The sequence below is a fragment of the Comamonas sp. 7D-2 genome, assembly GCF_022749555.1.
Lineage (GTDB): Bacteria > Pseudomonadota > Gammaproteobacteria > Burkholderiales > Burkholderiaceae_C > Comamonas > Comamonas thiooxydans.
The window spans coordinates 3,124,649-3,150,232 of the sequence record NZ_CP094238.1; the positions used below are offsets into that span (position 1 = coordinate 3,124,649).

The window sequence follows — 25,584 nt, forward strand, 5'->3', positions numbered from 1 at the left end:
GAATGGAGGTTTAAGCGGCTCAGATCTGCCGCACATCAGGCGTGTGCTGAACGCCGACGTCTGACCTGGAATGTCACGAGCCAAAGCAGCCCAATGACAGCAAGCACATTGCCCGAAGATACCTATGGAAGATTAAGAGCCAATTAATGCTGCAAACAATTGGCTCCCCCAATCTGACTAATCAGGCAGCGCAGCACAGGACTTCACCGGCAGGCATAAACGCACCACCAGCCCTGTCGCCGCTTCTGGCGCCAGGCCGTTGTGCACCTGCTCGAATGCATAGCCCTTATGCTGCTGCCACTGGGCCAAGGGCAGCAGCTCCAGCTCACCGTCGCTGCACTGTGCAATGCGCTGCACAATCGCCAGCCCCAGACCGCTGCCATGGGCCTGATGCTGCTTGCGCCAGAAGCGCTGGGTCGCCACGGCACAGTCCTCGCTGCTCAGCCCGGGCCCATGATCAATCACCGTGAACTCCACATAACCGGCAGGATTGACAGGCATCGCCTGCGGCTTGTCGCCGCCGACCTGCGCCAGCTGCGGAATGTGGCGCAGGCCGAGCAGCACCGCAGAGTCGCCCGGCTCGCCACTTGCCTGCTGCCCATAGCGCAAGGCGTTTTCCATCAGATTGCGCAATGCCGACACCAGCAGGGGCTGAGGCACGGCCACACGCAAGTCCTGCAGCCTGGCGTCATTCAGGGCTTGCCGAGGCAACCAGCGCAGGCGCAGCGAGCCCGAAGGAATGGCCGTGGCGGCCAATCCCCAGGCTTTTTCCAGAGCCTCCCAAGCACAGGCGGGCTCGCTACCGCAGGCCATGGCGCGAGAGCCTCCTGCATCTTCGCTCACCGGCTGGCAATCCAGCCTGGCCAAGAGCAGCAATTGCTCCAGCGTGTGCTGCAAATGCTCCACGCCCTCCCCCGCCTGCTCCAGCGCCTGCCGGGTCATCTGCCACTGTGCGGTCTCCGAAATCGGCCTGGGCGCAGCATCCTCTTTGCCAGCGCAGGGCTGATCCCTCAAAGCCACCATCTGAGACCCCGCATTGGCCACCGCCATCTGCGCCACCTGTACATGGGTTTTGACGGCAGTCAGCGGAGTGCGCAGCTCATGGGCGGCATCGTCGCTCCAGCGACGTTCGCGCTCAATGGCTTTGTGCACGCGCTGCAGCAGGTGATTGATGGTCTGCACCAGTGGCGCCAGCTCCTTGACCTGCCTGCCTTGCGCCACGGGCGAATCATCTCCGGGCGGACGCTCGCTCAACTCCTGGCGCAGCGACTCAAGGGGGCGCAGGCCGCGTGTCACCCCCCACCACATCAACACCATGCTGGCCAGCAGAGCCAGCACAAAGGGCAGGATGATGGTGTAGGCGAAACCATGTATCAGCCCCTCGCGCACATCGATGCGGTCGGCCGTGGCAATGCGCACGCCATGCTCCTCAAGCACATAGGTACGCCAGGGCTTGCCGCCTTTGGTGATGCTCGAGAAGCCCAGCGGCAGCGGCCCCTGGAAGCTGGGCGCACCCGCAGTGCGAGCCAGCACCTGAGAATCGGTAGGCTCGGCCGCCTGCTCGGAAGCCGTATCTGTGGAGTCCTCGGCGCGGCCGGTCTTTGCAGTTTTGGCGCGCGGTGCATCCAGCGGAGATGCAGGAATCAGTGCCGGGCGAGCCGCCTTGCCGCTCGCCTCGTCCGACACAGCATCTGCATCCATAGCATCATGCGTAGGTGCAGTCTGCACTTCGCTGCGAATCATGCTGACCTCGCAAGCCACACCATCACGCGCCACCACATTGAGCATGGGCCCCCAGTCCTCGGGACTGGTGTTGTGCGGCTTGAACTGGTGAACAATGCCCGCCACCATGCGGGCCGATGCAATCAGCCGGTCGTCGAGCACGGAGCGCAGCTCATGTCTCATGCCGGCAAACATCCAGGCGGCCACACCGCCCCACAAAGTGCACAGCGCCAGACACAGCCAGACCAGCAAACGGACCCGCAGGCTGCGCATCAGCAACTGCCTCCCTGCACGCGCCCTAACCTGAAACCCACACCACGCACGGTCTCCACCATGTCCGAGCCCAGCTTGCGACGCAGATGGTGCACATGCACATTGACCGCGTTGCTCTCCACATCAAGGCTGTAGCCATAGAGGCTGTCGCGCAGTTGCTCCAGGCTCAGCACTCGCCCGGGCGACTGCAGCAGCGCGCGCAGCAACGCCCATTCACGACGCGACAGGTCCACGATGCTGCCCTCCCGTATGGCCTGGCCGGCGGCCAGATCCACTTTGACATCGCCCAGCACAATCCAGTCCACGGTACGCCCCGCCGCCCGTCGCAGCAGCGCATGCAGCCGTGCCGCCAGCTCGTGCAGATCGAAGGGCTTGACCAGATAGTCGTCAGCCCCGGTCTGCAAGCCTTCGATGCGCTGGTCCACTGCATCACGTGCGGTCAGCACCAGCACCGGCAGCTCCAGCCCCTGACGGCGCCACCGCGCAAGCAGATGCAGACCGTCCTCATCGGGCAGACCCAGATCCAGCACACATACATCGAAGTGGGAGGATTTGAGCGCCGCATCAGCCTGGCTGGCACAACCCACCACGTCCACGCCAAAGCCCTGTAGCTGCAGGCCCGCCTTCACCCCGCTGGCGACCAAAGCGTTATCTTCCACTAACAGCACATGCATTTTTTCACTGCGCAACCGCCACCCGCACCATCACATCCGGAGATGTGAGCACCCGTTACGCGCCTTGTTTATCCGAAGCGGTCGAGCATCGCAGATTTGTCTTTTCGCAGCGTTAACCCCTGCTTAATCCCTTGCGCCCAAGATGCGGGGCTGCCTCATCCAAGACACCCAGCCACCACCATTCATGTCTCTTCGCTCTGCCGCAGCCCTCGTTCTGCTTTCAGTCCTGCTGACGGGGATGACTGCCTGGGCACAGCCGCTGACCCTGCCCAGCCTGAATGCCGACAAGCCCGCAGCGCAACCCGAAGTCCTGACTGCCGAACAGGCTTTCGAGCTGGTCCACGCCGAGCAAAGCGCCATCAAGACAGAGGCTGATGGCCGCCGCCTGCTGGAGCTGCGCTGGAACATTGCTCCTGGTCACTATCTCTACCGCGACCAGTTGCGCCTGCTCGATGCTCAGGGTCAGCCAATACCACTGCAGATTCCTGAAGGACGGACCCTGAGCGATGCCTTTTTTGGCCATGTGCAGGTCTTTCACCGGGAGTTGCGCATTCAGGCCACGCTGCCTGAACGGTCGGCGCAATGGCCGCTGGTGCTGCAATGGCAGGGCTGTGCCGAGATAGGCATCTGCTACCCGGTACAGCAGCAGAGCATCAGCGCCGCTCAAGCAGGCATGGACGGGAATGCGGATGCCCCGACTCCAGCCCTTGGCGAAGGCAATACCGAAACAGCTCAGCCCGGCTTGTTGCAGGCACTGGCCTTGCCCGCCAGTGTGCGGATAGGCCCTCTCGCTCTGCCCACCATGGCTCTTGCCGCATTTCTGGCATTGTTTGCCAGCCAGTGGTGGGCGCGACTCAGGCAGCGGCAAAGCGATCAGCCCGTAGAGACTCTGCTGCTTCAGGCCACGCTTGCTGGACTGGTGGCGGCGCGCGCGGCCTACGTCGTGCAATGGTGGCCCGAGTACTGGGCGCCCGTGAGCGCATCTCCCGCCAGCGTGCTGCAGATTCTGGATATTCGCGACGGTGGCTGGAACCTCTGGGCCGGACTGCTGGTGGCGGTTCTCTGGGCAGCCTGGAGCTGCCGCAGCCATGCACTCCTGAAACGTGGCGTGCTGCAGTCCCTGGGTGTGGGTGCGTTCATTCTGACGGCAGCTTACACATTGCGAAATTGGGTTGAGCCTCCAGAGGCTTCACTCCCCTCTCTGACGCTGGTCAGCGCTGCCGCTCAGCCCACGGATCTGCGCAGCTACGGCGGTCAACCGCTGGTCATCAACCTCTGGGCCAGTTGGTGCCCGCCCTGCAAGCGCGAGATGCCGGTACTGGCCCAAGCGCAAAAAGACCATCCAGGTGTGCGTTTCATCTGGATCAACCAGGGTGAAGACGCCGCTGCAGTGCTGCGCTATTTGCAGTCCATGCCTCTACCCCCTGCCCAGGTGCTCCTGGACCCTGAGCAGCTCGCCGGTCAGCACTGGCAGCAACGCGCCCTGCCATCCACCTATTTCTATGACGCGAACGGACGCCTGCGGTCCACGCGTATGGGGGAGCTCTCCCGCGCCAGTCTGAGCGAGCAGCTGCGCATCATTGCGCCCCCGACACAGGCCCCATGACTCAAGATGGACAAAGGTTTATCGTGCCACGTTTACAGCCCCTGTCACGCCAATTGATGGCGCTGACCCTCCCCATCTTCGCTGCAGCCGCAGCCACCGTGGTGGCCGTGGCATACACCCGCGACGTGATTGCCGCCAGCGGCGCTGCAGCAAGCAGTGCGGCAAGCAGCGACCTGCCCTCAGCGCAGTTTCTCGCCGAGCAAGGCCTGCAGATCGTGGGCCCCATGCAAAGCTCCGGTGGCCTCAAGGCCTGGGCCGCCTACCGCGACCAGCAGCCCATCCCCATCTACCGCATGCCTGACGGCAAGCACTGGGTGATTGGCACCGTCATCGATGCCCAGGGCAAGGATGTCAACGCCAAAGCCTTGCACAACGCCGTGCAAAAGCCCATGGGCCAGGAGTTCTGGACCGATCTGGAGCGTACACACTGGATTGGCGACGGCAAGCCCGATGCCGCCCGCATCGCCTATGTGTTCACCGATCCCAACTGCCCTTATTGCAACCAGCTCTGGCGCGATGCCAGGCCACTGGTGCAAGCTGGCCAGCTGCAGTTGCGCCATATTCTGGTGGGCATGCTGCGCCCCAGCAGCGAAGGCAAGGCCGCCGCCATTCTGGCCTCCAAGGCACCCGAGCAGGCTCTTGCCAGCCATGCCATGGCCTATGCCGACGCTCATGGCAAGAATCCCGATGTCCTAGGTATTGCACCGCTGCAGCGCATCCCCCTTTCGGCCCGCGATGCACTAGCCAACAACGCCGCGCTGATGAGCAACGCAGGCCTGCGTGCCACACCCGCGACGATCTGGAAGAATGCCCAGGGGCTGGTGCAGATCCGCACCGGCATGCCGCCCGGGCTGCTGGACGAGTTGATGGACAAAGCTCCCGCCAAGTCGCCCGCACATTAGGATTCCAGTCACCGCATAGCCCCTGCACAGAATTTGCAAGCGGCTATCATCGCGCTAGCAAATCTGCCCCAACACCATGAGCCGACCTGACTGGAACACCCTGCTGCCCGCCCTGCGCCCCAGCACCCGCATCGTGCTGCACGCACCCAGCACGCAAGCACTGGTCCGCGCACGCGGCAACTTCAAGAACCTGAAAGCCGCCAACCCCGAGTTGGAAGTCTGGATTGTCGTCAATGCCCAGGCCGTGCAAGCCGTGCTGGACCAGCCGGACGACATGGGCCCTGCTCTGGCACATGTGCTGCTGTGCCCCAACACGCTCAGGAACGCCGGCATCAGCGCACCGGACAATATTCAGGTGCTGCCCATGGGCGCCGTCGAAGCCATCGCCCGCATGCAGCAGGATGGCTGGACCTATATCCGCAGCTGAGCAGGCTGCGCTCGGCACTCCAGAGCCGTGCGCACTCCGGGCTAAAGACCCCAGTCCTTGAGCGCGGGCAACGCCAACTGGGTTGCGGCATAGCCTTCATCGATGGACTCGCGCCCCCGGTAGAAGTCCATCAGCCCGACATGCGAGAGGCGCGGAGCAATCAGCACCTCGGCCGGGTCACCCGCCATGCGGCTGCGGGTGATGCGCATCTGCATGATGTTGACACTGGCCATGACCACATTGACCAGCGAGGGCACAGGCACAGAAGCATCGTCCTCGGCATCGCCCTCCCCCTTGCGGCCCCTGCGCATGACGGATGAGGACAATGTCTTCACGCTCGTCATGCTGCGCATCCATGCGCCCGCCCAACCGAGCGGTGAGCCATTCGCCGCCAGCGCTTCAGGAATCTGGCCCAGCGGCACCGGAGGCTCTTCCTCATCCAGATGCAGTTGCGAGACCCTGAGCTCGCGGGAATGCAGGTTGATCTCGCTCTCGCTCATGTCAACGGGCTTCATATGCCTGCGCATGATGTCGGCATTCAAATCGACGGCGATGACGATGTCCGCACCCATGGCGCGCGCCAGCGACACCGGCACCGGGTTGACCAGACCGCCATCGACCAGCAGCCGCCCCTCTCGCATCACCGGAGTGAACAGGCCGGGCAAGGCGATGGATGCGCGCACGGCTTCGGCAATCGAGCCCTTGCGCAGCCAGACCTCGGCACCTGTCTGCAGATCGGTGGCCACGCAGCCGAATGGCGTGCCCAGTTGCTCCACGGTTTCCTGGACGAAATTCTCGCGCCAGAACTCGATGATCTTCTCGCCCTTGAGCAATCCGCCGCCCAGATTGAAGTCCATGAAGCCGAAGACCTTGCGCTTGCCCAGGCCCAGCACCCAGCTCTCGAAGGCATCCATTTCGCCGGCGGCATAGGTTGCACCGACCAATGAGCCAATGGAAGTGCCGCAGATGATGTCGGGGCTGACACCGGCCTCGCGCAGCGCGCGCAGCACGCCAAAATGCGCCCAGCCTCTTGCGGAGCCGCTGCCCAGGGCCAGGCCCACAACGGGTTTGCGTCGCAATTTGTTCATGTAGCCCCCTTGCTGCTTCTACAGTCGACTCAACCGGGCTGCTCGCCCCTTAGCAGTGCCAGCATGCCAGCTTCGTCCAGCACGGGCACGCCCAGTTCCTCGGCCTTGGCCAGCTTGCTGCCCGCCTCGGCCCCAGCCACCACATAGCTGGTCTTTTTGCTGACCGAACCCGAGACCTTGGCACCCGCCGCCTCCAGCATATCCTTGGCGGCGTCGCGGCCCAGCGTGGGCAAGGTGCCGGTCAGCACCACGGTCAGGCCGGCCAGAATCTGAGGCGCCTTCTCGGCTGGCTCGCCTTCCTCCCAATGCACGCCGCAGGCGCGCAACTGTTCCACCACCTCGCGGTTATGGGGCTGGGCAAAAAAGGTGTGAATGCTGTCGGCCACCACGGGCCCGACATCCTTGACTTGCAGCAACTCCTCCACGCTGGCATCCATGATGGCATCGAGCTTGCCGAAATGCTTGGCCAGATCCCTGGCCGTGGATTCGCCCACATTGCGAATGCCCAAGCCAAACAGAAAGCGCTGCAGCGTGGTGCTCTTGGATTTTTCCAGGGCTGCCAGCACGTTCTGGGCCGATTTCTCGGCCATGCGATCCAGCGCTGCCAGCGAGCTCAGGCCCAGCCTGTAAAGGTCAGGCAGCACGCGCACCACCTGGGCATCCACGAGCTGATCGACCAGCTTGTCGCCCAGACCTTCGATGTCCATGGCTCGGCGGTGAGCAAAGTGCAAGATTGCTTCCTTGCGCTGTGCGCCACAGAACAGGCCGCCCGTGCAGCGGTGGTTGGCCTCGCCTTTTTCACGCACCACCTCACTGCCGCAGATGGGACAGGTCTTGGGCATGCGGAAGTTGGGCACATAAGCAGGCCGCTCGCCCGGCACCCGTCCCACCACCTCGGGGATCACGTCGCCCGCACGGCGCACTATGACCTGATCGCCCACGCGCACACCCTTCTTGCGGATGTCGAACAGATTGGACAGCGTGGCATTGGTCACCACCACACCGCCCACCTGCACAGGAGCCAGGCGGGCCACGGGCGTCAGCTTGCCCGTGCGCCCCACCTGCACATCAATGGCTTCCATGAGCGTAGGCATCTCCTGCGCCGGGTATTTGTGCGCCACGGCCCAGCGCGGCTCGCGCGACTTGAAGCCCAGCTGACGCTGCAGTGCCAGGCTGTTGACCTTGTAGACCACGCCGTCGATTTCATAGGGCAGATTGGCACGCTCGGCACCGATGCGTTCGTGAAACGCTACCAGTTCAGAAGCGCCCAGCGCAATACTGACTTGCGGTGCAATCGGGAAGCCCCAGGATTTCAAAGTCTGCAGCATGGCGTAGTGCGTGCCGAAGTCCGGCCCGCCCTGCTGCGGCGGCGTGATCTCGCCCAGACCATAGGCGAAGAACGACAGCGGACGCTGGGCCGCGATATTCGAGTCGAGCTGACGGACCGATCCGGCCGCCGCATTGCGCGGATTGGCAAAGGTCTTGGCACCTGCGGCCTGCTGGCGCGCGTTGAGCTTGTCCAGATCGGCCTTGGCCATATGCACCTCGCCTCGCACCTCCACCACGGGGGGTACATCGCGGCCTGCGGACAGGGTCAGTGGAATCTGGCGAATGGTACGGATATTGTGCGTGACGTCTTCCCCCACCTCGCCATCGCCGCGCGTGGTGGCCTGCACCAGGCGACCGTTTTCATAACGCAGATTCATGGCCAGGCCGTCGAACTTGGGCTCGGCCACATATTCGATGGCTGCAGCGGACTCATCCAGCCCCAGCTCCTTGCGCACACGCTGGTCGAAGGCAATGGCACCCGTGGCCTCGTTATCGGTCTCTGTCTGGATGCTCAGCATGGGCACGGCATGGCGAACCGGAGTCAAACCGTCCAGCACCGCACCGATCACGCGCTGCGTGGGAGAGTCCGGCGTAACGAGTGCGGGGTAAGCCCCCTCCAGTGCTTCGAGTTGCTGATAGACGCGGTCATATTCCCCGTCGGGAACCGTTGGCGTATCGAGCACATAGTATTCATGTGCCCACTGGTTGAGCTGGGAGCGCAACGCGGCGGCCTTGGCCATCACGCTTTCAGGAACCCCATTTTTGACAACTGCTGGCGCTTTCTGGCCCTGGGGTTCAGCGGAAAAAAGGTCTAAATTCTCGGTCATGCTCTGCCCGCTGGATATTCAAGGTCCGGGATAAAAAAGGCCAACATTGTTGGCCTGTTTGTTTTAGCTGAAAAGCCTTCTAGCAAGAAGTGAGCCGGCCGACAGCTCTGCGCTGTCGAGCTTGTCGTAGAGCAGCTCCAGGTCATGCTGAATCGGGTCCAGTGCCGAAACCGGCAGCAGATAGCCGTTCTGGTCGCAGAGCACGCCATCCATGGTCTGGCACAGTTGCTCCGCCACCTGACGCAGGCGCGCAAACGGCTGCTGTCCACGCGGCACCTGGGCCACATCCAGGCTGAGCAGGAATTCGCGCACGACGGACTGATCCAGATCATCGCCCATGGCGGCCTGGGGGTCGTAGTTCAGCACCAGCACCGGAGGCAGGCCCTGGATGGGGGAGGCAAGCACCATGCGGCCCGGCATGGGCGTGATGACAAAGCCCAGGCGCTGGGCATTTTGCTGGACATAACCAGCACTCCAGGACGCCTGACGCGCACGCAGCATAAAGCTCAGCTGCGCATCGTGCTCGCTGGCGAACTGATCGAGCTCGCGTGCACGCGAGACCTCGTTGAGCATATTGGGCACGTCGGCCATGGCGCCCAGCGCATCGGCGAAGCGCTGCACCTTGGTGACGAACTCCGAAAACTCGATCTCGTTGAGTGCACCGGTACGGTTGGCCAGCTGAACACCGGCCTGAAAGCCCAGATAGCGCTGGCCGGTCTGCAACGGCTCCCACTGCTTGCTGTCCTGGTTCATGCCTTCAATGGCAAAGGGCTTGTTGCCAGCACGGCGGGTACTGGGCTGGGCCTGCAAGGCCACTTCACCAGGAACAATCTGGGCCACGGTGATCGGAGCAATCGCATCGATCAGCGCATCCAGATGGCCGCGTCGCTCCACTGACGGCGCGGGAGGAATCGAAGCGGCCAGAGGAGCATCCGTCAACACGGGCTCCACAGCCTGCGCGGCCTGCTCGGTCACTGCTGCAATGGCTGCATCCGTGCCCTGAGCGTTCACCTCCTCCACAGCATGCGCAGCCTCGGTCGTCTCGGCTTTGTGCTGGGCGGCCGCCAGGGCTTCCTGACGCTGCGCTTCCTCATGGGCTTCGCGCGCCACCAGGCGGGCCAGTTCGGCATCGGCTTCGGCAAAGCGACCTGCGGATTCGGGCATCTGCAGGGGCTCGGTACCGGGAATGGCCTTGCCGAAATCCCCCAGCACGGGCTCATGCTGATATTTGGTCAGGTCCGCACCATGACCGACGGTGTTCATTCCGGGCTCAAGGCGCTGAGGATCTGTGCTTTCTTCCTCAGGCTCGGCCCGCTTGGGCGCATTGCGACGCGCAGTCCAGGAGTTGTAGGCAACGATCAGCGCCAACAGCACCACACCCAGGACGGCCAGACTGATTTGCAAGTTACTCATGTGAGAAAACGGTTCTTCAATAGGGGATGACCGGGCTCAGGATAGCTCAGCCATGGAGAGGGCGGACTCCATGTCCACCGCAACAATTCGTGAAACGCCCTGCTCCTGCATGGTCACACCAATCAGCTGCTCGGCCATCTCCATGGCGATCTTGTTGTGACTGATGAACAGGAACTGGGTTCCCTTGCTCATGCTGTAAACCAGCTTGGCATAACGTTCGGTATTGGCGTCGTCCAGCGGCGCATCCACCTCGTCCAGCAGACAGAATGGCGCCGGGTTGAGCTGGAAGATGGCAAACACCAGCGCAATCGCGGTCAGCGCCTTCTCGCCGCCCGAGAGCAGGTGAATGGTCTGGTTCTTCTTGCCGGGCGGCTGGGCAATCACCTGTACCCCGGCATCGAGAATCTCGTCGCCGGTGATCACCAGCTTGGCCTGACCGCCACCGAACAGCTCGGGAAACATGCGGCCAAAATGGCGATTGACGATGTCGAAGGTACCGGTCAGCAAATCCCGCGTCTCGGCATCGATCTTGCGAATGGCTTCTTCCAAGGTGTTCATGGCCTTGGTCAGATCATCCATCTGCGCATCAAGGAAGGTCTTGCGCTCACGCGCCAGGGTCAACTCATCCAGCGCGGCCAGATTCACGGCCCCCAGAGCCTGGATTTCGCGGTGCAGGCGGTCGATCTCACCCTGCAGGCCGTGCATGCGCACATTGCCTTCGGCAATCGACTGAGCCACAGCAGCCAGATCGGCCTCGGCTTCGGTCAGCAGATTGCTGTACTGCTCCAGACCCAGGCGCGCGGCCTGCTCCTTGAGCTGGAATTCGGTGATGCGCTGACGCAGCGGGTCCAGTGCCTTTTCCAGGCTCTGGCGGCGCTCGTCGCTGGCACGCAGCTTGTTGGTCAGATCCTCATATTCGCTGCGGCGCTCGGCGACGTCTTTTTCGCGCTGCATCTTCAGATCCAGCGCATCCTGCAGACCGCCCTGCGCTGCAGCATCAGACAGTCTTGCCAGTTCGTCCTGAGCGCGTTGCTGCTCCTCGGCCAGGGACTTGGCCTGCTGGCTGGCGGTTTCGATGGTGCGCGACAGCTCGGCGCGACGCGCGTGCAGCGTGCGCTGCGAGAAGGTCGCCTCCTGGGCCTGACGCTCCAGGCTGCGCAACTGCTCGCGGGATTCGTTCAGGCGGCGCTCGGCCTCCAGCACGCGATCTCCCAGCTGGGCATGGCGCTCCTGGCTGTCGGCCAGTTGCATGTCCAGCTCTTCAAAGCGGGCCTCGGCGGCGACCTTGCGCTCTTCGATATCGGAGAGCTGGGTTTCGACTTCGGACAGATCCGCCGAAATTTGCGCATTGCGTGCGCGCGCCTGCTCGGCCAGTTGAGACAGGCGCAAGGTCTCGACCTGCAGCTCATGGGCACGGCTTTGCGACTCGCTCGCTTCGCGGCGTGCGGACACAAGACGCTGCGAGGCATCGGCGTAAGCGCTTTCGGCGCGCACCAAGGCCGAACGCGATTCATCGGCGATCAGCGCCTGGGCGCGGACCTCCTTTTCCAGGTGCTCGATTTCCTGCGCCCGCGCCAGCAGCCCCGATTGCTCGGAGTCCTGCGCATAAAAGGTCACGCTGTGCGCGGTCACCGCATGGCCGGTGGGCACATAAATGGTCTCGCCAGCCTGCAGATCGGCACGCTTGGCCAGGGCCTCGTCGAGCGTGGGCGCGGTATAGCAGCCCGTCAGCCAGTCCACCAGCACGGTGCGCAGGCCGGCGTCATTGATCTTGAGCAGATCGCTGAGACGCGCAAAGCGGGCAGCCGCAGGTGCGCCCGCGGCCTGAGCCTGGCTGAAGAAGGCCAGCCGGGCCGGCGGAGCGTCCAGCCCCCCCGAGCCCAGAAAACCGCGCACCATGTCGAGGCGACCGACTTCCAGCGCACCCAGACGTTCGCGCAGTGCGGCTTCCAGCGCATTTTCCCAGCCCGACTCGATGGCTATGCGGCTCCACAGGCCTTGCATGCCGTCCAACCCATGCTTGGCCAGCCAGGGCTGAAGCTTGCCATCGGTCTTGACCTTTTCCTGCAAGGCCTTGAGCGCATCGAGCCGCGCCGACAGATCGGCGTGACGACTGTTTTCGGCATTCACGGCCTGCTGACGTGCGCGCCTATCCTCATCGAGTTGCGGCACGCTGTCCTGCAACTCATTGAGGACGGCATCGGCCATCTCGGCCAGCTCCTGCGCCTCGGCCAGTTGCGCCTGCAAATTGTTCAGGCGCGCTTCGTCCGGCGTTTCCAGTGCATTGCGGTCGGCCCGCAAACGTTCGTAACGGGTTTCAAACTGGCGACGCTGCTCATCGAGACTGCGCTGCTCGGCGGCCAGCACCTGAATCTGCTGCTGCACCTGCACCACAGAGTTGCGCTGGTCTGCATCGGCTTTCTGCGCCTTATGCAGAGAATCTTCCAAATCGGGCAGGCGGGTGCTTTGCTCCTCGAGCTGGGCAGCCAGCATCTCGGCCTGCTCTTCGGCATCCATGCCCGCACCCTCGATGTTCTCGATCTCGCCCTGGGCCTCTTCGCTGCGGCTGCTCCACAGCAGCAGTTGCTCGGCCAGTTGCTGCAGACGCAGTTGCACGCGCTGGCGGCCTTCGACCACATAGCGGATTTCGGCCTCCAGCTTGCCGACCTCGGCCGTGGCTTCGTAGAGCTTGCTCTGAGCCTGATTGACCTGATCGCTGGCGTCGTAGTGCGACTGGCGCAGGGTCTCGAGTCCGCTCTCGTTGTTGCGGATATCGGCCATGCGCTCTTCGAGCTCGTTGACGACCTTGAGGCCTTCGACACGCACGCGGTCCTGCTCGGCCTCGGCATCGGCCCGCTTCATGAACCACAGTTGGTGCTGCTTGAGCGTGACCTGGGCGTTCAGGCCGTTGTACTTGGCCGCAACTTCGGCCTGCTTTTCCAGCTTGTCCAGATTGGCATTGAGCTCGCGCAGAATGTCTTCCACACGGGTGAGATTCTCGGTCGTGGCCGAGAGGCGGTTTTCCGTCTCACGACGACGCTCCTTGTACTTGGAAACCCCGGCCGCTTCTTCGAGGAACAGGCGCAGCTCTTCGGGACGCGACTCGATGATGCGGCTGATCGTGCCCTGACCGATGATGGCGTAGGCACGCGGTCCCAGACCCGTTCCCAGAAACACGTCCTGAACGTCGCGACGACGCACGGGCTGGTTGTTGATGAAGTAGCTGCTGTTGCCCTCGCGCGTGAGCACGCGCTTGACGGCGATTTCGCCGAACTGCCCCCACTGACCGCCGGCGCGGTGGTCGCTGTTGTCGAAGGTCAGCTCCACACTGGCACGGCTGGACGGCTTGCGATGCGTGGTGCCGTTGAAGATCACGTCCTGCATGGACTCGCCACGCAGCTCGCTGGCCTTGCTCTCCCCCAGCACCCAGCGCACCGCATCCATGATGTTGGACTTGCCGCAACCGTTGGGCCCTACCACGCCGACCATCTGCCCCGGCAGAATGAAATTGGTGGGCTCGGCAAAGGATTTGAAGCCGGAGAGCTTGATGGAGTTCAGGCGCACGGTGTCGGTGTCGGTCTAGAGGCTGGCCAGCAAAGGCTTGTGATTGGGAAAGAAAAACGGCAAAAGCGGTTGCACAAACGCAAAACTTGAAAAAGCCCTGTTCTTGCTCGCAACCGTCAACAGACGGGAATCATAACGCGGCCTGCCCCCTCGTCAGCCAAGATTGCTGCATACACGCAAACCATAGCTGCCTGCGCAGGATCGGCAAGGGATTGGGGCAGATTTTGATCGAGTAAGAGAGCAGCGGACGCCTCAGGTGCGCGGCTGAAAAGCAATCAGACCCGCACCCAGCAGACAGACGGCCACCCCTGCCATATCCCAGGCGCTGGGTTTGATGCCATCCACCAGCCACAGCCACAGAAGCGCCACGCTGATGTAGATGCCGCCGTAGGCCGCGTAGATACGACCCGATGCCGAGGGATGCAAAGTCAGCAGCCAGACAAACAAGGCCAGGCTGACCGCAGCGGGCAGCAGCAGCCAGGCGCTGCCGCCCTGCTTGAGCCAGAGCCAGGGCAGGTAGCAGCCCACAATCTCCGCCACTGCGGTCAAAACAAATAGCAACAGGGTCTTGATCTCAGGCAATTCAATCTCTCACACAGCGAAATGCGGGCATTGTAGAGAGCATGGACTGCCTCAACGCATGGACACCGGACTGAGAGCCGGCGTCAGAGATCCCGGCACATTGCCATTGGTGACCAGGCTCTCGAACTCGCTGACGGGCACGGGCGGACTCATCAGATAGCCCTGCCAGGCATAGCAGCGTATGCCTTCGAGAAAACGACACTGCGCCTGGGTCTCCACGCCTTCGGCGATCACATGCAGACTCAGGCTCTTGGCCAGAGCCACAATGGTGCGGGCAATGGCCGCGTCATTGGGATCGGTCAGCACGTCACGCACAAAACTGCGGTCGATCTTGAGCTGGTCCAGCGGCAGCCGTTTCAGATAGGACAGCGAGGAATAGCCGGTACCAAAATCGTCCAGCGAAAATCCGATGCCGTAGGACTTCAGACGCATCATCTTGGCGATGGTGTCGTCTACGTCGGAGACCAGCATGCCTTCGGTCAGCTCCAGCTTGAGCCGACGCGCATCGGCCCCATGCTCGGCCAGCGCCTTGAGCACCTGTTCGACAAATCCGCTCTGATGGAACTGCTTGGGGCTGACGTTAACCGAGAGCACCAGTTGCGCATAACGGGGGTGTTTGGCCCACGTCGCCAGTTGCTGGCAGGCGGCCTGCAGCACCCAGTCGCCCAGGGGCAGGATGACGCCTGTTTCCTCGGCCAGCGGAATGAAATGCGCAGGAGGGACAAAGCCTTTTTCAGGATGCTTCCAGCGCAGCAGACCTTCGGCGCCAATCACCTTGCCCATCTCCACCTGGGGTTGATAGAACAGCTCGAATTCACCGGCCTGCAGACCGGCACGCATGTCCTGCTCAAGCGTACGACGCTCCTGCAGCGCCGATTGCAGCTGGGGATCGAAGAAGCAACTGACATTGCGCCCCTGGCTCTTGGCCTGGTACATGGCCATTTCAGCGCGGCGCTGCACTTCTTCACCCGTCAGTTCTGGCTCGCCAAACAGGCTCAGGCCCATGCTGACGGTGATGGAGCGCGAAATGCCGCCGATTTCTATGGGCTCACGCAAACGGCTCAGCCACTGGTCGGCCTGCTGCTCCAGCCTGGCGGCAGCCGCCACGGAATCGCTGCCAAGGTCCTCGATCAGCAGCACAAAATCATCGCCGCCCTGACGAGCAATCGTGGCCCCTGAAGGAAGCAGACCACGGATGCGCTGACTCATCGACTGCAGCAGCAAATCGCCCTGATCCAGGCCATAGGTCTCGTTGAAGGCTTTGAAGTTGTCGATATCCAGCAGCACCACACCGCCAAAATGGGCCTTGCGTTGCGCCACAGCCAGAGCCTGTTGCAGCCGATCAGCCAGCAGGCGCCGGTTGGGCAGGCCAGTCAAGGCGTCGTAGAAGGCCAGACGGCGGACCTCCTGCTCGGCCGCCATGCGCTGGCTCTGATCCTGCAGCACCATCAAGCACCCTTCGGCTTGCAACACGGCACTGACCGCAACCGGGCGGCGCAGACCGTCTACCCCACTGAGCATCAACGTCTGCGCAGACACCGTGCAGGCCGACGCCTCGGTGGCGAGCTCGTCCCACTGGGCCTGCACATCGTCGACACGCTCGGATTGACGCAGCAGCAACGTCCGGCGGGCCTGAGCCTTGGCGACTTCCCAGCGCTGGATGACGCGCTCACGCTCAGCGGCATCGGGGAACATGCGCTCCCACCACTGCTGGGTTGATACGCCGGGCTTGCCCCCATGGCCGGCCAGACGCAGAAACTCTTCGTTCCAGTAGACCAGGCGCCCATCCAGATCCTCCATGACCAGACCCACCGGAAGTCTTTGCATGAGATTGCGCAACTGCTGATGACCCAGCCGCTCCATCTGCTCGAGGCGCTTGCGCCCGCCGATGTCCTGCACCAGCACCTGCAGGCGCCGCGATTCATGACGTCCGGTCAGAAACGCATTGAGTTCAACCCAGACTGGCGCACCCTCCCTGGAACGCAGACAGAACTCGCCCGCGTTGTGCTGGAACTGCTGCAAGTCCAGCCCTTCAAGCAGTTGCGCACAGTGCGCCTGGTCTTCGGGCATGACCAGCTCCAGCACGCTGCGTCTGTGAATCTCCTGGGCCTCATAGCCCAGCAACTGACAGAAATGCTGGTTGACCTTGAGTACGCTGCGCGTGGCGATATCAAGCTCGAGCACGCCCATGGCAGCCTGCTCGCACATGGCATGAAAACGCGCATCACTATCCTGCCTTGCCTGAGCACTGAACTTGAGGCGCCGGCTCCAGCTCCAGCGGCTTTGCCACCAGCCCGAGACCCAGGCTGCCAGCACCAGCCCCGCCAGCAGACCCAGGCCCAATACCAGCCAGGGCAGATACCTCTCAAACCTTCTCTGAGTGCTGAGTGCTGGCTTGAACTGCAGCGACCAGATGCGGTCATACACCTGTATCTGCCGCTCCAGCGGCTTGATCAAGGCAAATTCAGGATGGGTTTCCGCCTCCGCCCACAGCGAGCCAGTGAACAAGATCTCCGAGCCGCCAGCAAGCATCGACAGCGGCGTGGTCAGTCTCCTGTGGTCCCCACCGGCCTTTGGCGATGGGTCGGCTGGGCTGAGATCCACCAGCTTGAAGGCGACCTGAGGGTAGAGGTTGGCCGGAACCAGCCCCCTCGCAAATTCGCCCAGACGGATCCGGGCATTGAGCGTCCCGAGCGGCTTTACTGAAGATTTGGCGGCGCCGCCCTCCTCTGCTGCAGCCCACAACGGAGCCCGCAACACCACGCCCTTGGGACTATCGGGCAGTTGCAGAAAGCGAAATGGAGCCGACATCGACATCTGGCGAGAGTTCCACGCCTGCATCAAGGAATGAAATGCCGCCGCCGGCTGACGCGCGTTGCTTCCCGCCAGTGCCTCGTTGCCTATCAGCGGCCAGACGTAGGAAACCTCGAAGGCCTGTGAATCACGCGCAAGATCGGTGTGCTGCTCCGCAGTCAGCGCACGGGTCAGACTCAGGGCCTGCAGCCCCACCAGACTATCCTGACTGAGCAGAGCATGGGCATGCTGGGCAAACACCTGCTGGCCCGCATCCGCATTGCTGGCCATTTGCTCGGCGAGCTTGACGAGCAGACGGTCATAGCTGCCCAGGCGTTGCTCCAGAGCTCGCGTCGCCATATCGGCACTGAGCTGCAAGCGCTGTTGCATGCGCGACTCCTGGCGTTGATGGAGCATCCAGCCCCCCAAACTGCCACAGGAAATTCCAAAACCCAATGCCAGCAGCGCCAACCAAGGTTTACGCACTTTCATCACTGGCTGCGTTGCGAATTGCGACATGCAAAAGACACAAGATTCCTGAGTTGCGAGGCGGCTCCAGTCGACAGTGGCACCTTGCAGCAAAGGCTGCAGCACCATGAGTCAACATGAGGAGCGACATAGTTTGTAGGAGCAAACCTACATCTAAAGAACATTCACACCAAGTGATTACCCTGAAAGCCTTGGCATGATTGCGTCTAGATTTAGATCAAATCATAGGCATAAGCTTGTATATCCATTACAAAGCGCTGCAAAATCAAGAGCAACCTCAGGTCGCAAAATTGACAAATGTCAATATTTGTCGGAGCTTAGTCCCATTCAGGCCGCATCACAAACCACGACAGCCCGTATCTTTTTAGCAACATTCAAGCAGAACCACAGCGCTGTACCCGGTTATTCCCGCCTGCAAGCGCCTGCGGTTTGTCCACCGGCAATAAAGCAACCATGTCACAACGCACGACCCTGCTGATCGTCTACCACTCACTGACTGGCGGCACGCTCCAGATGGTTGAAGCGGCCAGCACCGGCGCCCGGCAGGAGGAATCCGTCGAGGTCCGCGTGCTGCACGCCTCCCAGGCCGGCCCGCAAGACCTGCTGCAAGCTCAGGGCTATCTGTTTGCCACGCCGGAGAATCTGGCCGCCATCAGCGGTCTGATGAAGGATTTCTTCGATCGAAGCTATTACGGCGTGCTCGACCGGATACAGGGCCGCCCCTATGCCAGTTTGGTCTGCGCCGGCAGCGACGGTCATAACGCAGCAAGGCAGATGGAACGCATTGCCACTGGCTGGCGTCTGAAGGCCGTGGCAGAACCGCTCATCATCTGCACCCATGCCCAGACGCAGGAGGCCATACTCGCCCCCAAACAGATACCGGCCGCCGATTTGCAGCGCTGCGAAGAATTGGGGCAATCGCTGGCCACGGGACTGGCCTTGGGCATTTTTTAGAAAAACAAGGGTTTGCCCGCATCATTCCGGGCAGGACAGGCTCGATACAAAGGCAAGAATGGAGCCTTCGAATCGAGTTGTATAAATGTGCCATCATTGCTTGCGCATGCTTTGCCCCGAAGCGCGCTCCCAGCAGGCATAGTCTGCGACTTCACCAGCTCTTGCGTCCATGATTGAACCAGACACCGAACGCCCCAAGCGCACGCCACGCGGCCCCAGTCCGCAAAAGACCCAGGCCACACGCCGCTCCATCGTGGCGGCTGCGTTTGCAGAATTTCTGGAACACGGCTATGCGCGTGGCACCACGGCGTCGGTTGCACAGCGCGCAGGACTGTCCAAGGTCACGCTGTTTCGCTATTTCGACAGCAAGGAAGCCCTGTTCGAGGCCGTGATCCAGACACATATCGCCTCGGCCGCCGTGGCCTTGCAATCCAGCCCCATGCACGAGCATGAATCCGTGGGCGAGTATCTGCTGCGCACAGTGGGGGCCGCGGCGGAAGTCATAGACAGCAGCGGCCGCTCCGCAACGGCCAGGCTGGTCGTCGCCGAAGGCCTGGAATTTCCACTGCTGGCGCAGATGTATCGTCGTTACGTGCACGATGCCTTGCTCGAGCACTTCACCCGGCTCGCGCAGCTGGCCGCCAAACGCGGCGAACTCAAGGCTCCGGAGCTGGTGCAGCACCCCGAATTGCTGCTTGCGCCGCTGTGGCTGGCCATGATGAACAACACCGTCATCCATCCCGAAGTGCCCATGAATGCCGGAACCCTGTTCCGGCTTCAGGTGGCTCTGCTGTTCAAGATGCCTTGAGTGTTGGCGCGTTGAAAATTCAATGAAATCCGGCTCAATCGCTTACTGGTAAAGCGTGAGCAGCTATCAAAAACAAAGCCGCAGTTCGAAAGACTGCGGCTTTGTTCATCGGGCAAGTTCGTCCATCAACCCTGCTGTGCGGCCTCTTCTTCTCCACCCAGTGCCTTCCACAAGGTCACGCGGTTGAGCTGCTCCGACAGGCGCAGGCCTATCAAGGTCTGCTGCGCGGCATAGAGGCTGCGCTGCGCATCCAGCACCGTCAGATAGTTATCCACGCCGGCCTTGAAGCGAGCGTTCGACAAATCGAAGGCTTTCTGCGTATTGGCCACCATGCTGGTCTGGGCCGCCAGCCGCTCACCCCACTGGGCTCGGTCGGCCAGCACATCCGCCACCTCCTTGAAGGCTGTCTGCACGGACTTCTCGTACTGACTCAGTGCAATGCGCTGATTGCTTTCGGCCACCTGTACATTGGCGCGGTTGCGCCCGCCATCAAAAATCGGCAGCTTGACCAGAGGGATGAAACTCCAGGTGCTGTTGTTGTTGCCGAACAAACGGTCCAGCTCGTTGCTGCCGGTACCGACACTGCCGGTGAGCGTGATGCTGGGAAACAGCGCCGCTCTGGCTGCGCCGATATTCGCATTCATGGCCTGCAGATTGCGCTCGGCGGCCTGCACATCGGGACGTTTGAGCAGTACCGATGATGGCAGGGGTACGGGAACGGCCTTGAGAGCCGCCGTGTCTGCCGCGCCCGCCAGGGTCTGCGCAGTGGGCAGCAGTTGCACGGGCACCGCGCCCCCCACCAGCAGTTGCAGGGCATTGCGGTCCCTGTCGACCTGGGAGGTGTAGCTGGCCACATCGCCGCGCGCCGTATCGACCGTGGTCTGGTTCTGGGCCAGCACCAGGCCGGAGGTCGAGCCCAGCTCATACATGCGCCGTGTCAGCTCGAAAGCCTTGATGCGGCTGTCCAACGTGTCCCTGGCCAGCTGCAGGCGCGCCTGATCGGCCGCCAGCGTCAGCCAGGCATTGGCGACATCGGCCACCAGGCCGATCTGCACATTGCGCCGGTTATCCTGGCTTTGCAAAAACTGCTGCAGCGAGGCTTCGCTCAGATTGCGGATGCGCCCCCACAGGTCCAGCTCGTAGCTGGCGAAACCCAGCTGGGCCGTGTATTGCTCGGTGATGCTGGAGCGCCCTGCCGTCGTCAGATCCCCTGCGGTGCGCGTGCGATTGCTCTGTGCCTGAGCCGTGATGCCCGGCAGCAGATCGGCTCTGGTGATGCCGTACTGGGCCCGGGCCTTCTCGATGTTTTCCAGCGCGACACGTAGATCGCGATTGTTGCTCAGCGCCAGCGCCACCACCTCGCGCAGCTGCGGCGACTGCAACCATTGCAGCGCCTGGGCCTGTTGCAGCGCCGCTTCGCTGGCCTGGGCCGGCGCGGCGTTGCCGGACACGGTCTCTGGCACGGGCAGATCAGGTGTTTTATAGGCCGGAGCCAGGTTGCAGCCCGCCAGCAAGGCCGTCACTGCGGCGGCCGCCATGGTCGAAAATTTCATGCTCGGGCGCCTCATGCTGCGCTTTCCTTGTTGACGTCAGCCGCCTCATCGCTGCGCGAGCGGCTCTTGAACCAGCTGCGCACCAGCAGGAAGAACACCGGCACGAGGAAGATACCCAGCACCGTCGATGCCACCATGCCGCCCAGCACGGCCGTGCCGATGGCATTGCGACCACCAGCGCCAGCGCCGGTGCCGATGGCCAGCGGAATCACACCGAAACCAAAGGCCAGAGAAGTCATCAGGATGGGACGCAGACGCAGACGCACGGCTTCCACCGTCGCATCGAACAGTTTCTTGCCCTGCTCCTGCAACTGCACGGCAAACTCCACAATCAGGATCGCGTTCTTTGCCGCAAGACCCACGGTGGTGAGCAGACCGACCTGGAAATACACATCGTTGGTCAGGCCACGGGTATAGGTCGCCAGCAGCGCGCCCACCACACCCAGCGGCACGGCCAGCATCACCGACAGCGGCACCGTCCAGCTTTCATAGAGTGCGGCCAGGCACAGGAAGACGAACAGAATCGAGATGGCATACAGCATGGGCGCCTGCGCACCGGACTGGCGCTCCTGCAAAGAAGCGCCCGTCCATTCGTAAGCAATGCCGTTGGGCAGCTTCTTCAAGATATCTTCCACCGTCTCCATGGCTGTGCCCGAGCTGATGCCCGCTGCGGCACGGCCTTCGAACTCATAGGCCGGGCTGCCGTTGTAGCGCAGCAGCTGGGGCGAGCCGTAGGCCCAGTAGCTTTTGGAGAAAGCTCCGAAAGGAACCATCTCGCCCTTGTTGTTGCGCACCGTCCATTTGGCGATATCGGTGGGCAGCATGCGGTACTGGGCATCGCCCATGATGTAGACACGCTTGACGCGACCATTGTTCAAGAAGTCGTTCACATAGGTGCCACCCATGGCGCTGGAGAGCACGCTGTTGATGTCGCTGTACGCCAGCCCCAGCGCGGCGGCCTTGCGGTCATCCACATCCACGCGCAGCTCGCTGGCGTCTTCCAGATTGGTGGTGCGCACGGCAGTCAGCAGATTGTTGGCGCGCATTTCACCAAGCACCTGATCACGCGCGGCGAGCAGTGCTTCATGGCCCACACCATTGATGTCCTTGATCATGAAGTTGTAGCCCGAACTCGAACCCAGGCCACGCACTGCAGGCGGCAGCACCACTTGCACGCGCGCATCACGGATGCTGGCCAGCTCCCTGGTCGCCTTGTTCGCAATGGCCGCGGCCGATTGAGAAGGCAGCGGACGCATGCTCCAGGGTTTCAGACGGATGAAGCCGCGCGCCGAACTCTGGTCGCCGTTGAGACCAGACACCTGGTTGAAGCTGATCACATCCGGCTGCTTGGCCAGGTACTCGCGCACCTCGTCCAGCACTTCCTGAAGACGGGCATTTGAAGCACCGGAAGGCAGGTTCACGTTGACGTAGACAAACCCCTGGTCCTCATCGGGCAGAAAGGAAGTGGGCAGCTTGGCCATCAGCAGCCAGACCGCGGCCAGCACGGCCAGGAAGATCAGCATCATGCGCTTGGCCCGGCCCAGGCTGAAGGCCACGGTGCTTTGGTAGCGATTGGCGGCGGCATCGAAATTGCGGTTGAACCAGCGGAAGAACCGGTCGTTGATGCCCAGCACCCCAGAGCGTATGGGACGCTCATGACCGTCGCCATGGCTGCGATCCGGTGCCTTGAGAAGCGTCGCGCACAGCGCCGGTGTCAGCGTCAGGGCCACAAACACGGACAGCGCCATGGCCGCCACGATGGTGATGGAGAACTGGCGATAGATCACACCCGTGGAGCCGCCAAAGAAGGCCATGGGCACAAACACCGCCGACAGCGTGACCCCGATGCCGACCAGCGCAGGCGTGATTTCCTTCATGGACTGGCGCGTCGCCTCCTTGGGAGACTTGCCCGTCTCGTGCATCACCCGCTCCACGTTTTCGACCACCACGATGGCATCGTCCACCAGCAGGCCGATGGCCAGCACCATGGCAAACATGGTCAGGGTATTGATGGAGAAGCCCGCGACGGACAGCACGCCGAAGGTGCCCAGCAGCACCACCGGCACGGCAATGGCGGGAATCAGCGTGGCGCGGAAGTTCTGCAGGAACACGAACATCACGATCACCACCAGCACCATGGCCTCGCCCAGCGCATGCACCACTTCGCTGATCGAGGCCCGCACGAAGGGCGTGGAGTCCGAACTCACGAAATAGTCGATCTGATTGGGAAAGAAGGGCTTGAGCTCGGCCAGCTTGGCCGCCACGGCATCCGACACCGCCATGGCGTTGGCACCATCGGCCAGGATGATGCCCATGCCTGCGCCCGGCATGCCATTGAGTTTGGCCTGGATGGACAGATTGTCGGCCCCCAGTTCCACCCGGGCCACGTCCTTGATGGTGACGACAGAGCCGTCATTCGAGGATTTGAGCACGATGCCCTCGAACTGCTCCACGGTCTTGAGCTTGGTGCGCGCCGTGATGGTGGCGTTCAGCTGCTGGTTCTGCACCGCAGGCAAGGCCCCCAGCTGGCCCGCCGAGACCTGGGCATTCTGCGCGTTGAGCGCGCTGCTCAGATCGGAGGGGATCAGCCCGTACTTCTCCATCTTGGCGGGGTCCATCCAGATGCGCATGGCATAGGGCGTGCCGAAGACGTTGATGTCGCCGACGCCTTCGATGCGACCGATGATGTCCACCAGATTGCTGTTGATGTAGTCGCCGATGTCCACTGCGGTCACATCTTCATCGGGCGAATAGAAGCTGTAGGTGACCAGAAAATCCTGGCCGCCCTTGTTGATGAATACGCCACGCGTCTTCACGGAGTCCGGCAGGCGGTTGACCGCGCCCTGGATCTTGTTTTGCACCTGCACCTGGGCCACGTCGACATTGGTGCCCGGAGCAAAGGTCAGCGTGATGCGAGCCTGACCGGAGGCATTGCTGGTCGAGCTCATATAGAGCATGTTGTCGATGCCCTTGATCTGCTGCTCGATGATCTGCGTCACCGAGTTTTCGACCGTCTCGGCCGAAGCGCCCGTGTACTGGGCGCCGATGGTCACGCGGGGAGGAGCGATCTCGGGGTACTGCTCCAGCGGCAGCAGCTTGATCGACAAAGCCCCGGCCAGCATGATGATGATGGCGATGACCCACGCAAAGATGGGCCGGTTGATGAAGAACTGAGCCATGTGTGTCGCCTGCCTTGCTTACTTCTTGGCAGGTGCATCGGCAGCGGCCTGCACGGGCGGCTCGCCCCGCTGGCTCTTGCGCTCGGCCTTGGCCTTCAGATCCACCTCCACGGTCTGAACCTTGTCGCCGGGCTTGATGCGCTGAAAGCCATCCACCATCACACGCTCGCCTGCTTTCAGGCCCGTCTTGAGCAACCAGAAAGCGCCCACGGCGCGGTCCAGTTCCACATCGCGCTTTTCAACCACATCGCCGTCCTTGACGACCATGACGTTGGCACGCCCGGTCAGATCGCGGGTCACCGACTGCTGCGGCACCAGCAATGCATCGGGTGCCAGAGCCGTTGGCAGCAAGGCCTTCACATACATGCCGGGCATGAGCATGCCGTCGGGATTGGGCACCTCGGCGCGCAAGGTCAGTGTGCCGGTCGTGTCGTTGACGATCACGCCCGCAAAGGCCAGCTTGCCCTGATGCGGGTAGTCGCTGCCGTCATCGAGCTGGATGCGCACGGGAATCTTGTTGCCTTCCACTTTCTGGTAGCGGCCGGAATCCAGATCGCGCTTGAGCTGCATCAGATCGGTGCTGGACTGGGTGAAGTCCACATACATGGGGTCCAGCCGCACGATGGTGGTGAGCGCCGTGGCCTGATTGGCCGTGACCAGCGCACCGGGCGTGACGGCAGACAGCGCGATGCGACCGCCGATAGGGGCTTCGATTCGGCTGTACTTGAGATTGATGCGTGCGGTTTCCAGATTCGCCTTGGCCACGGCCACATCCGATGCGGACTGGGCCGCCGCCGCCTGGCTTTCGTCAAACGCCTGTTTGCTGATCGCGTCGATCTTGACCAGCTCGGCATTGCGCCGTGCCGTTGCAGCCAGCGTACGCTGGCTGGCTTCGGCCTTGGCCACGGCAGCCGCAGCGCTGGCCTCGGCAGCCTTCAACGATGCGGCGTCGATCTGATAGAGCTGCTGGCCCTGTTTGACCAGCGCACCTTCGGTGAACAAGCGCTGCTGAATGATGCCCGAGACCTGGGGACGCACTTCGGCCGTCATGAAGGCACGGGTGCGCCCCGGCAGGCTGGCATCCAGCTGCTGGCTTTGCGACTGCAAGGTAACCACGCCGACCTTGGGCTCGGACTTGGGCGGGCCTTTTTGCTCCGCCTCGGGCTTGGAGCAGCCCGCCAGCGCAGCGGCAATCAGCATGGCTCCCACAGCCAGAGTCCAGCGCTGCTGGCGATGACCTTGCTGGCTTGCTCTGGGAAGGCAAGAAAAATGCGCCTCTCGGCGCGGGCTCAGCGAAGCGGGCTGGTCAATCTTCATACGTGGAGCGGTCTGAACTAAAGAACTTGTCAACATTGTGCGCCGACAATATTAATAAAATGTAAAGCAGCCAAAGGCGCAATG

At 62.5% G+C, this 25,584-nt stretch carries 16 protein-coding genes; 5 read left to right on the plus strand and 11 right to left on the minus strand.

The window, feature by feature from the left end:
* Positions 1-177 precede the first annotated feature (177 nt).
* Together MPZ60_RS14420 and MPZ60_RS14425 are read right to left on the minus strand one after the other, a co-directional pair.
* Positions 178-1,995, minus strand: coding sequence for an ATP-binding protein (locus MPZ60_RS14420; protein ID WP_080746097.1), 1,818 nt, complete (start codon positions 1,993-1,995; stop codon positions 178-180).
* A complete protein-coding gene (locus MPZ60_RS14425) occupies positions 1,995-2,669 on the minus strand; it encodes a response regulator (protein ID WP_003062385.1) in 675 nt (224 codons plus the stop codon). Before MPZ60_RS14425 ends, MPZ60_RS14420 begins: the two co-directional genes overlap by 1 nt.
* Positions 2,670-2,907: 238 nt before the next feature.
* On the opposite strand from MPZ60_RS14425, the gene MPZ60_RS14430 reads away from it, so the two are divergent.
* The 3 genes from MPZ60_RS14430 (at position 2,908) to MPZ60_RS14440 (ending at position 5,604) form a co-directional block, all read left to right on the plus strand.
* Positions 2,908-4,275 (plus strand): prolipoprotein diacylglyceryl transferase family protein, encoded by a 1,368-nt coding sequence (locus MPZ60_RS14430; protein ID WP_034354116.1) that lies wholly within the window; start codon positions 2,908-2,910, stop codon positions 4,273-4,275.
* Between the two features lie 56 nt (positions 4,276-4,331).
* The gene (gene dsbG / locus MPZ60_RS14435) at positions 4,332-5,177 is read left to right on the plus strand and encodes a thiol:disulfide interchange protein DsbG (protein WP_034354118.1); all 846 of its coding nucleotides are present in this window, start codon (positions 4,332-4,334) and stop codon (positions 5,175-5,177) included.
* 76 nt (positions 5,178-5,253) lie between these two features.
* Positions 5,254-5,604, plus strand: a complete 351-nt coding sequence (locus tag MPZ60_RS14440; protein WP_034354121.1) for a hypothetical protein — start codon at positions 5,254-5,256, stop codon at positions 5,602-5,604.
* 41 nt (positions 5,605-5,645) lie between these two features.
* Here MPZ60_RS14440 and MPZ60_RS14445 read toward each other — a convergent pair whose 3' ends face one another.
* From MPZ60_RS14445 to MPZ60_RS14470, 6 genes are all read right to left on the minus strand, one after another.
* Entirely contained in the window at positions 5,646-6,692 is a 1,047-nt protein-coding gene (locus MPZ60_RS14445) for a patatin-like phospholipase family protein (protein WP_034354125.1), read from the minus strand.
* A 29-nt stretch (positions 6,693-6,721) separates the two neighbouring features.
* Positions 6,722-8,848 (minus strand): NAD-dependent DNA ligase LigA, encoded by a 2,127-nt coding sequence (ligA, locus tag MPZ60_RS14450; RefSeq protein WP_034354129.1) that lies wholly within the window; start codon positions 8,846-8,848, stop codon positions 6,722-6,724.
* Between the two features lie 63 nt (positions 8,849-8,911).
* On the minus strand, positions 8,912-10,261 hold the full coding sequence (locus MPZ60_RS14455; protein WP_034354132.1) for a cell division protein FtsZ: 1,350 nt from the start codon (positions 10,259-10,261) through the stop codon (positions 8,912-8,914).
* Positions 10,262-10,297: 36 nt separating this feature from the next.
* A complete protein-coding gene (gene smc / locus MPZ60_RS14460) occupies positions 10,298-13,825 on the minus strand; it encodes a chromosome segregation protein SMC (RefSeq protein WP_034354136.1) in 3,528 nt (1,175 codons plus the stop codon).
* Between the two features lie 252 nt (positions 13,826-14,077).
* Positions 14,078-14,407, minus strand: coding sequence for a YnfA family protein (locus MPZ60_RS14465; RefSeq protein ID WP_034354139.1), 330 nt, complete (start codon positions 14,405-14,407; stop codon positions 14,078-14,080).
* A gap of 51 nt (positions 14,408-14,458) precedes the next feature.
* On the minus strand, positions 14,459-17,590 hold the full coding sequence (locus MPZ60_RS14470; protein ID WP_034354258.1) for an EAL domain-containing protein: 3,132 nt from the start codon (positions 17,588-17,590) through the stop codon (positions 14,459-14,461).
* A gap of 552 nt (positions 17,591-18,142) precedes the next feature.
* Between MPZ60_RS14470 and MPZ60_RS14475 the strand changes: the two genes are divergently transcribed.
* On the plus strand, positions 18,143-18,643 hold the full coding sequence (locus tag MPZ60_RS14475; RefSeq protein ID WP_034354143.1) for a flavodoxin family protein: 501 nt from the start codon (positions 18,143-18,145) through the stop codon (positions 18,641-18,643).
* Positions 18,644-18,812: 169 nt separating this feature from the next.
* Positions 18,813-19,451, plus strand: a complete 639-nt coding sequence (locus MPZ60_RS14480) for a TetR/AcrR family transcriptional regulator (RefSeq protein WP_034354146.1) — start codon at positions 18,813-18,815, stop codon at positions 19,449-19,451.
* A 125-nt stretch (positions 19,452-19,576) separates the two neighbouring features.
* On the opposite strand, the gene MPZ60_RS14485 is transcribed toward MPZ60_RS14480, so the two are convergent.
* Genes MPZ60_RS14485 through MPZ60_RS14495 form a run of 3 tightly spaced genes read right to left on the minus strand, consistent with a single transcriptional unit; the run spans position 19,577 to position 25,500 of the window.
* Positions 19,577-21,019 carry an efflux transporter outer membrane subunit gene (locus MPZ60_RS14485; RefSeq protein ID WP_034354149.1) on the minus strand — a complete coding sequence of 481 codons (1,443 nt, stop codon included), beginning with the start codon at positions 21,017-21,019 and terminating at the stop codon, positions 19,577-19,579.
* Positions 21,016-24,183, minus strand: a complete 3,168-nt coding sequence (locus MPZ60_RS14490; protein WP_034354150.1) for an efflux RND transporter permease subunit — start codon at positions 24,181-24,183, stop codon at positions 21,016-21,018. Before MPZ60_RS14490 ends, MPZ60_RS14485 begins: the two co-directional genes overlap by 4 nt.
* 18 nt (positions 24,184-24,201) lie before the next feature.
* Positions 24,202-25,500: an efflux RND transporter periplasmic adaptor subunit gene (locus tag MPZ60_RS14495; protein ID WP_034354154.1), complete on the minus strand. Its 1,299-nt coding sequence runs from the start codon at positions 25,498-25,500 to the stop codon at positions 24,202-24,204.
* Between the last annotated feature and the right edge of the window lie 84 nt (positions 25,501-25,584).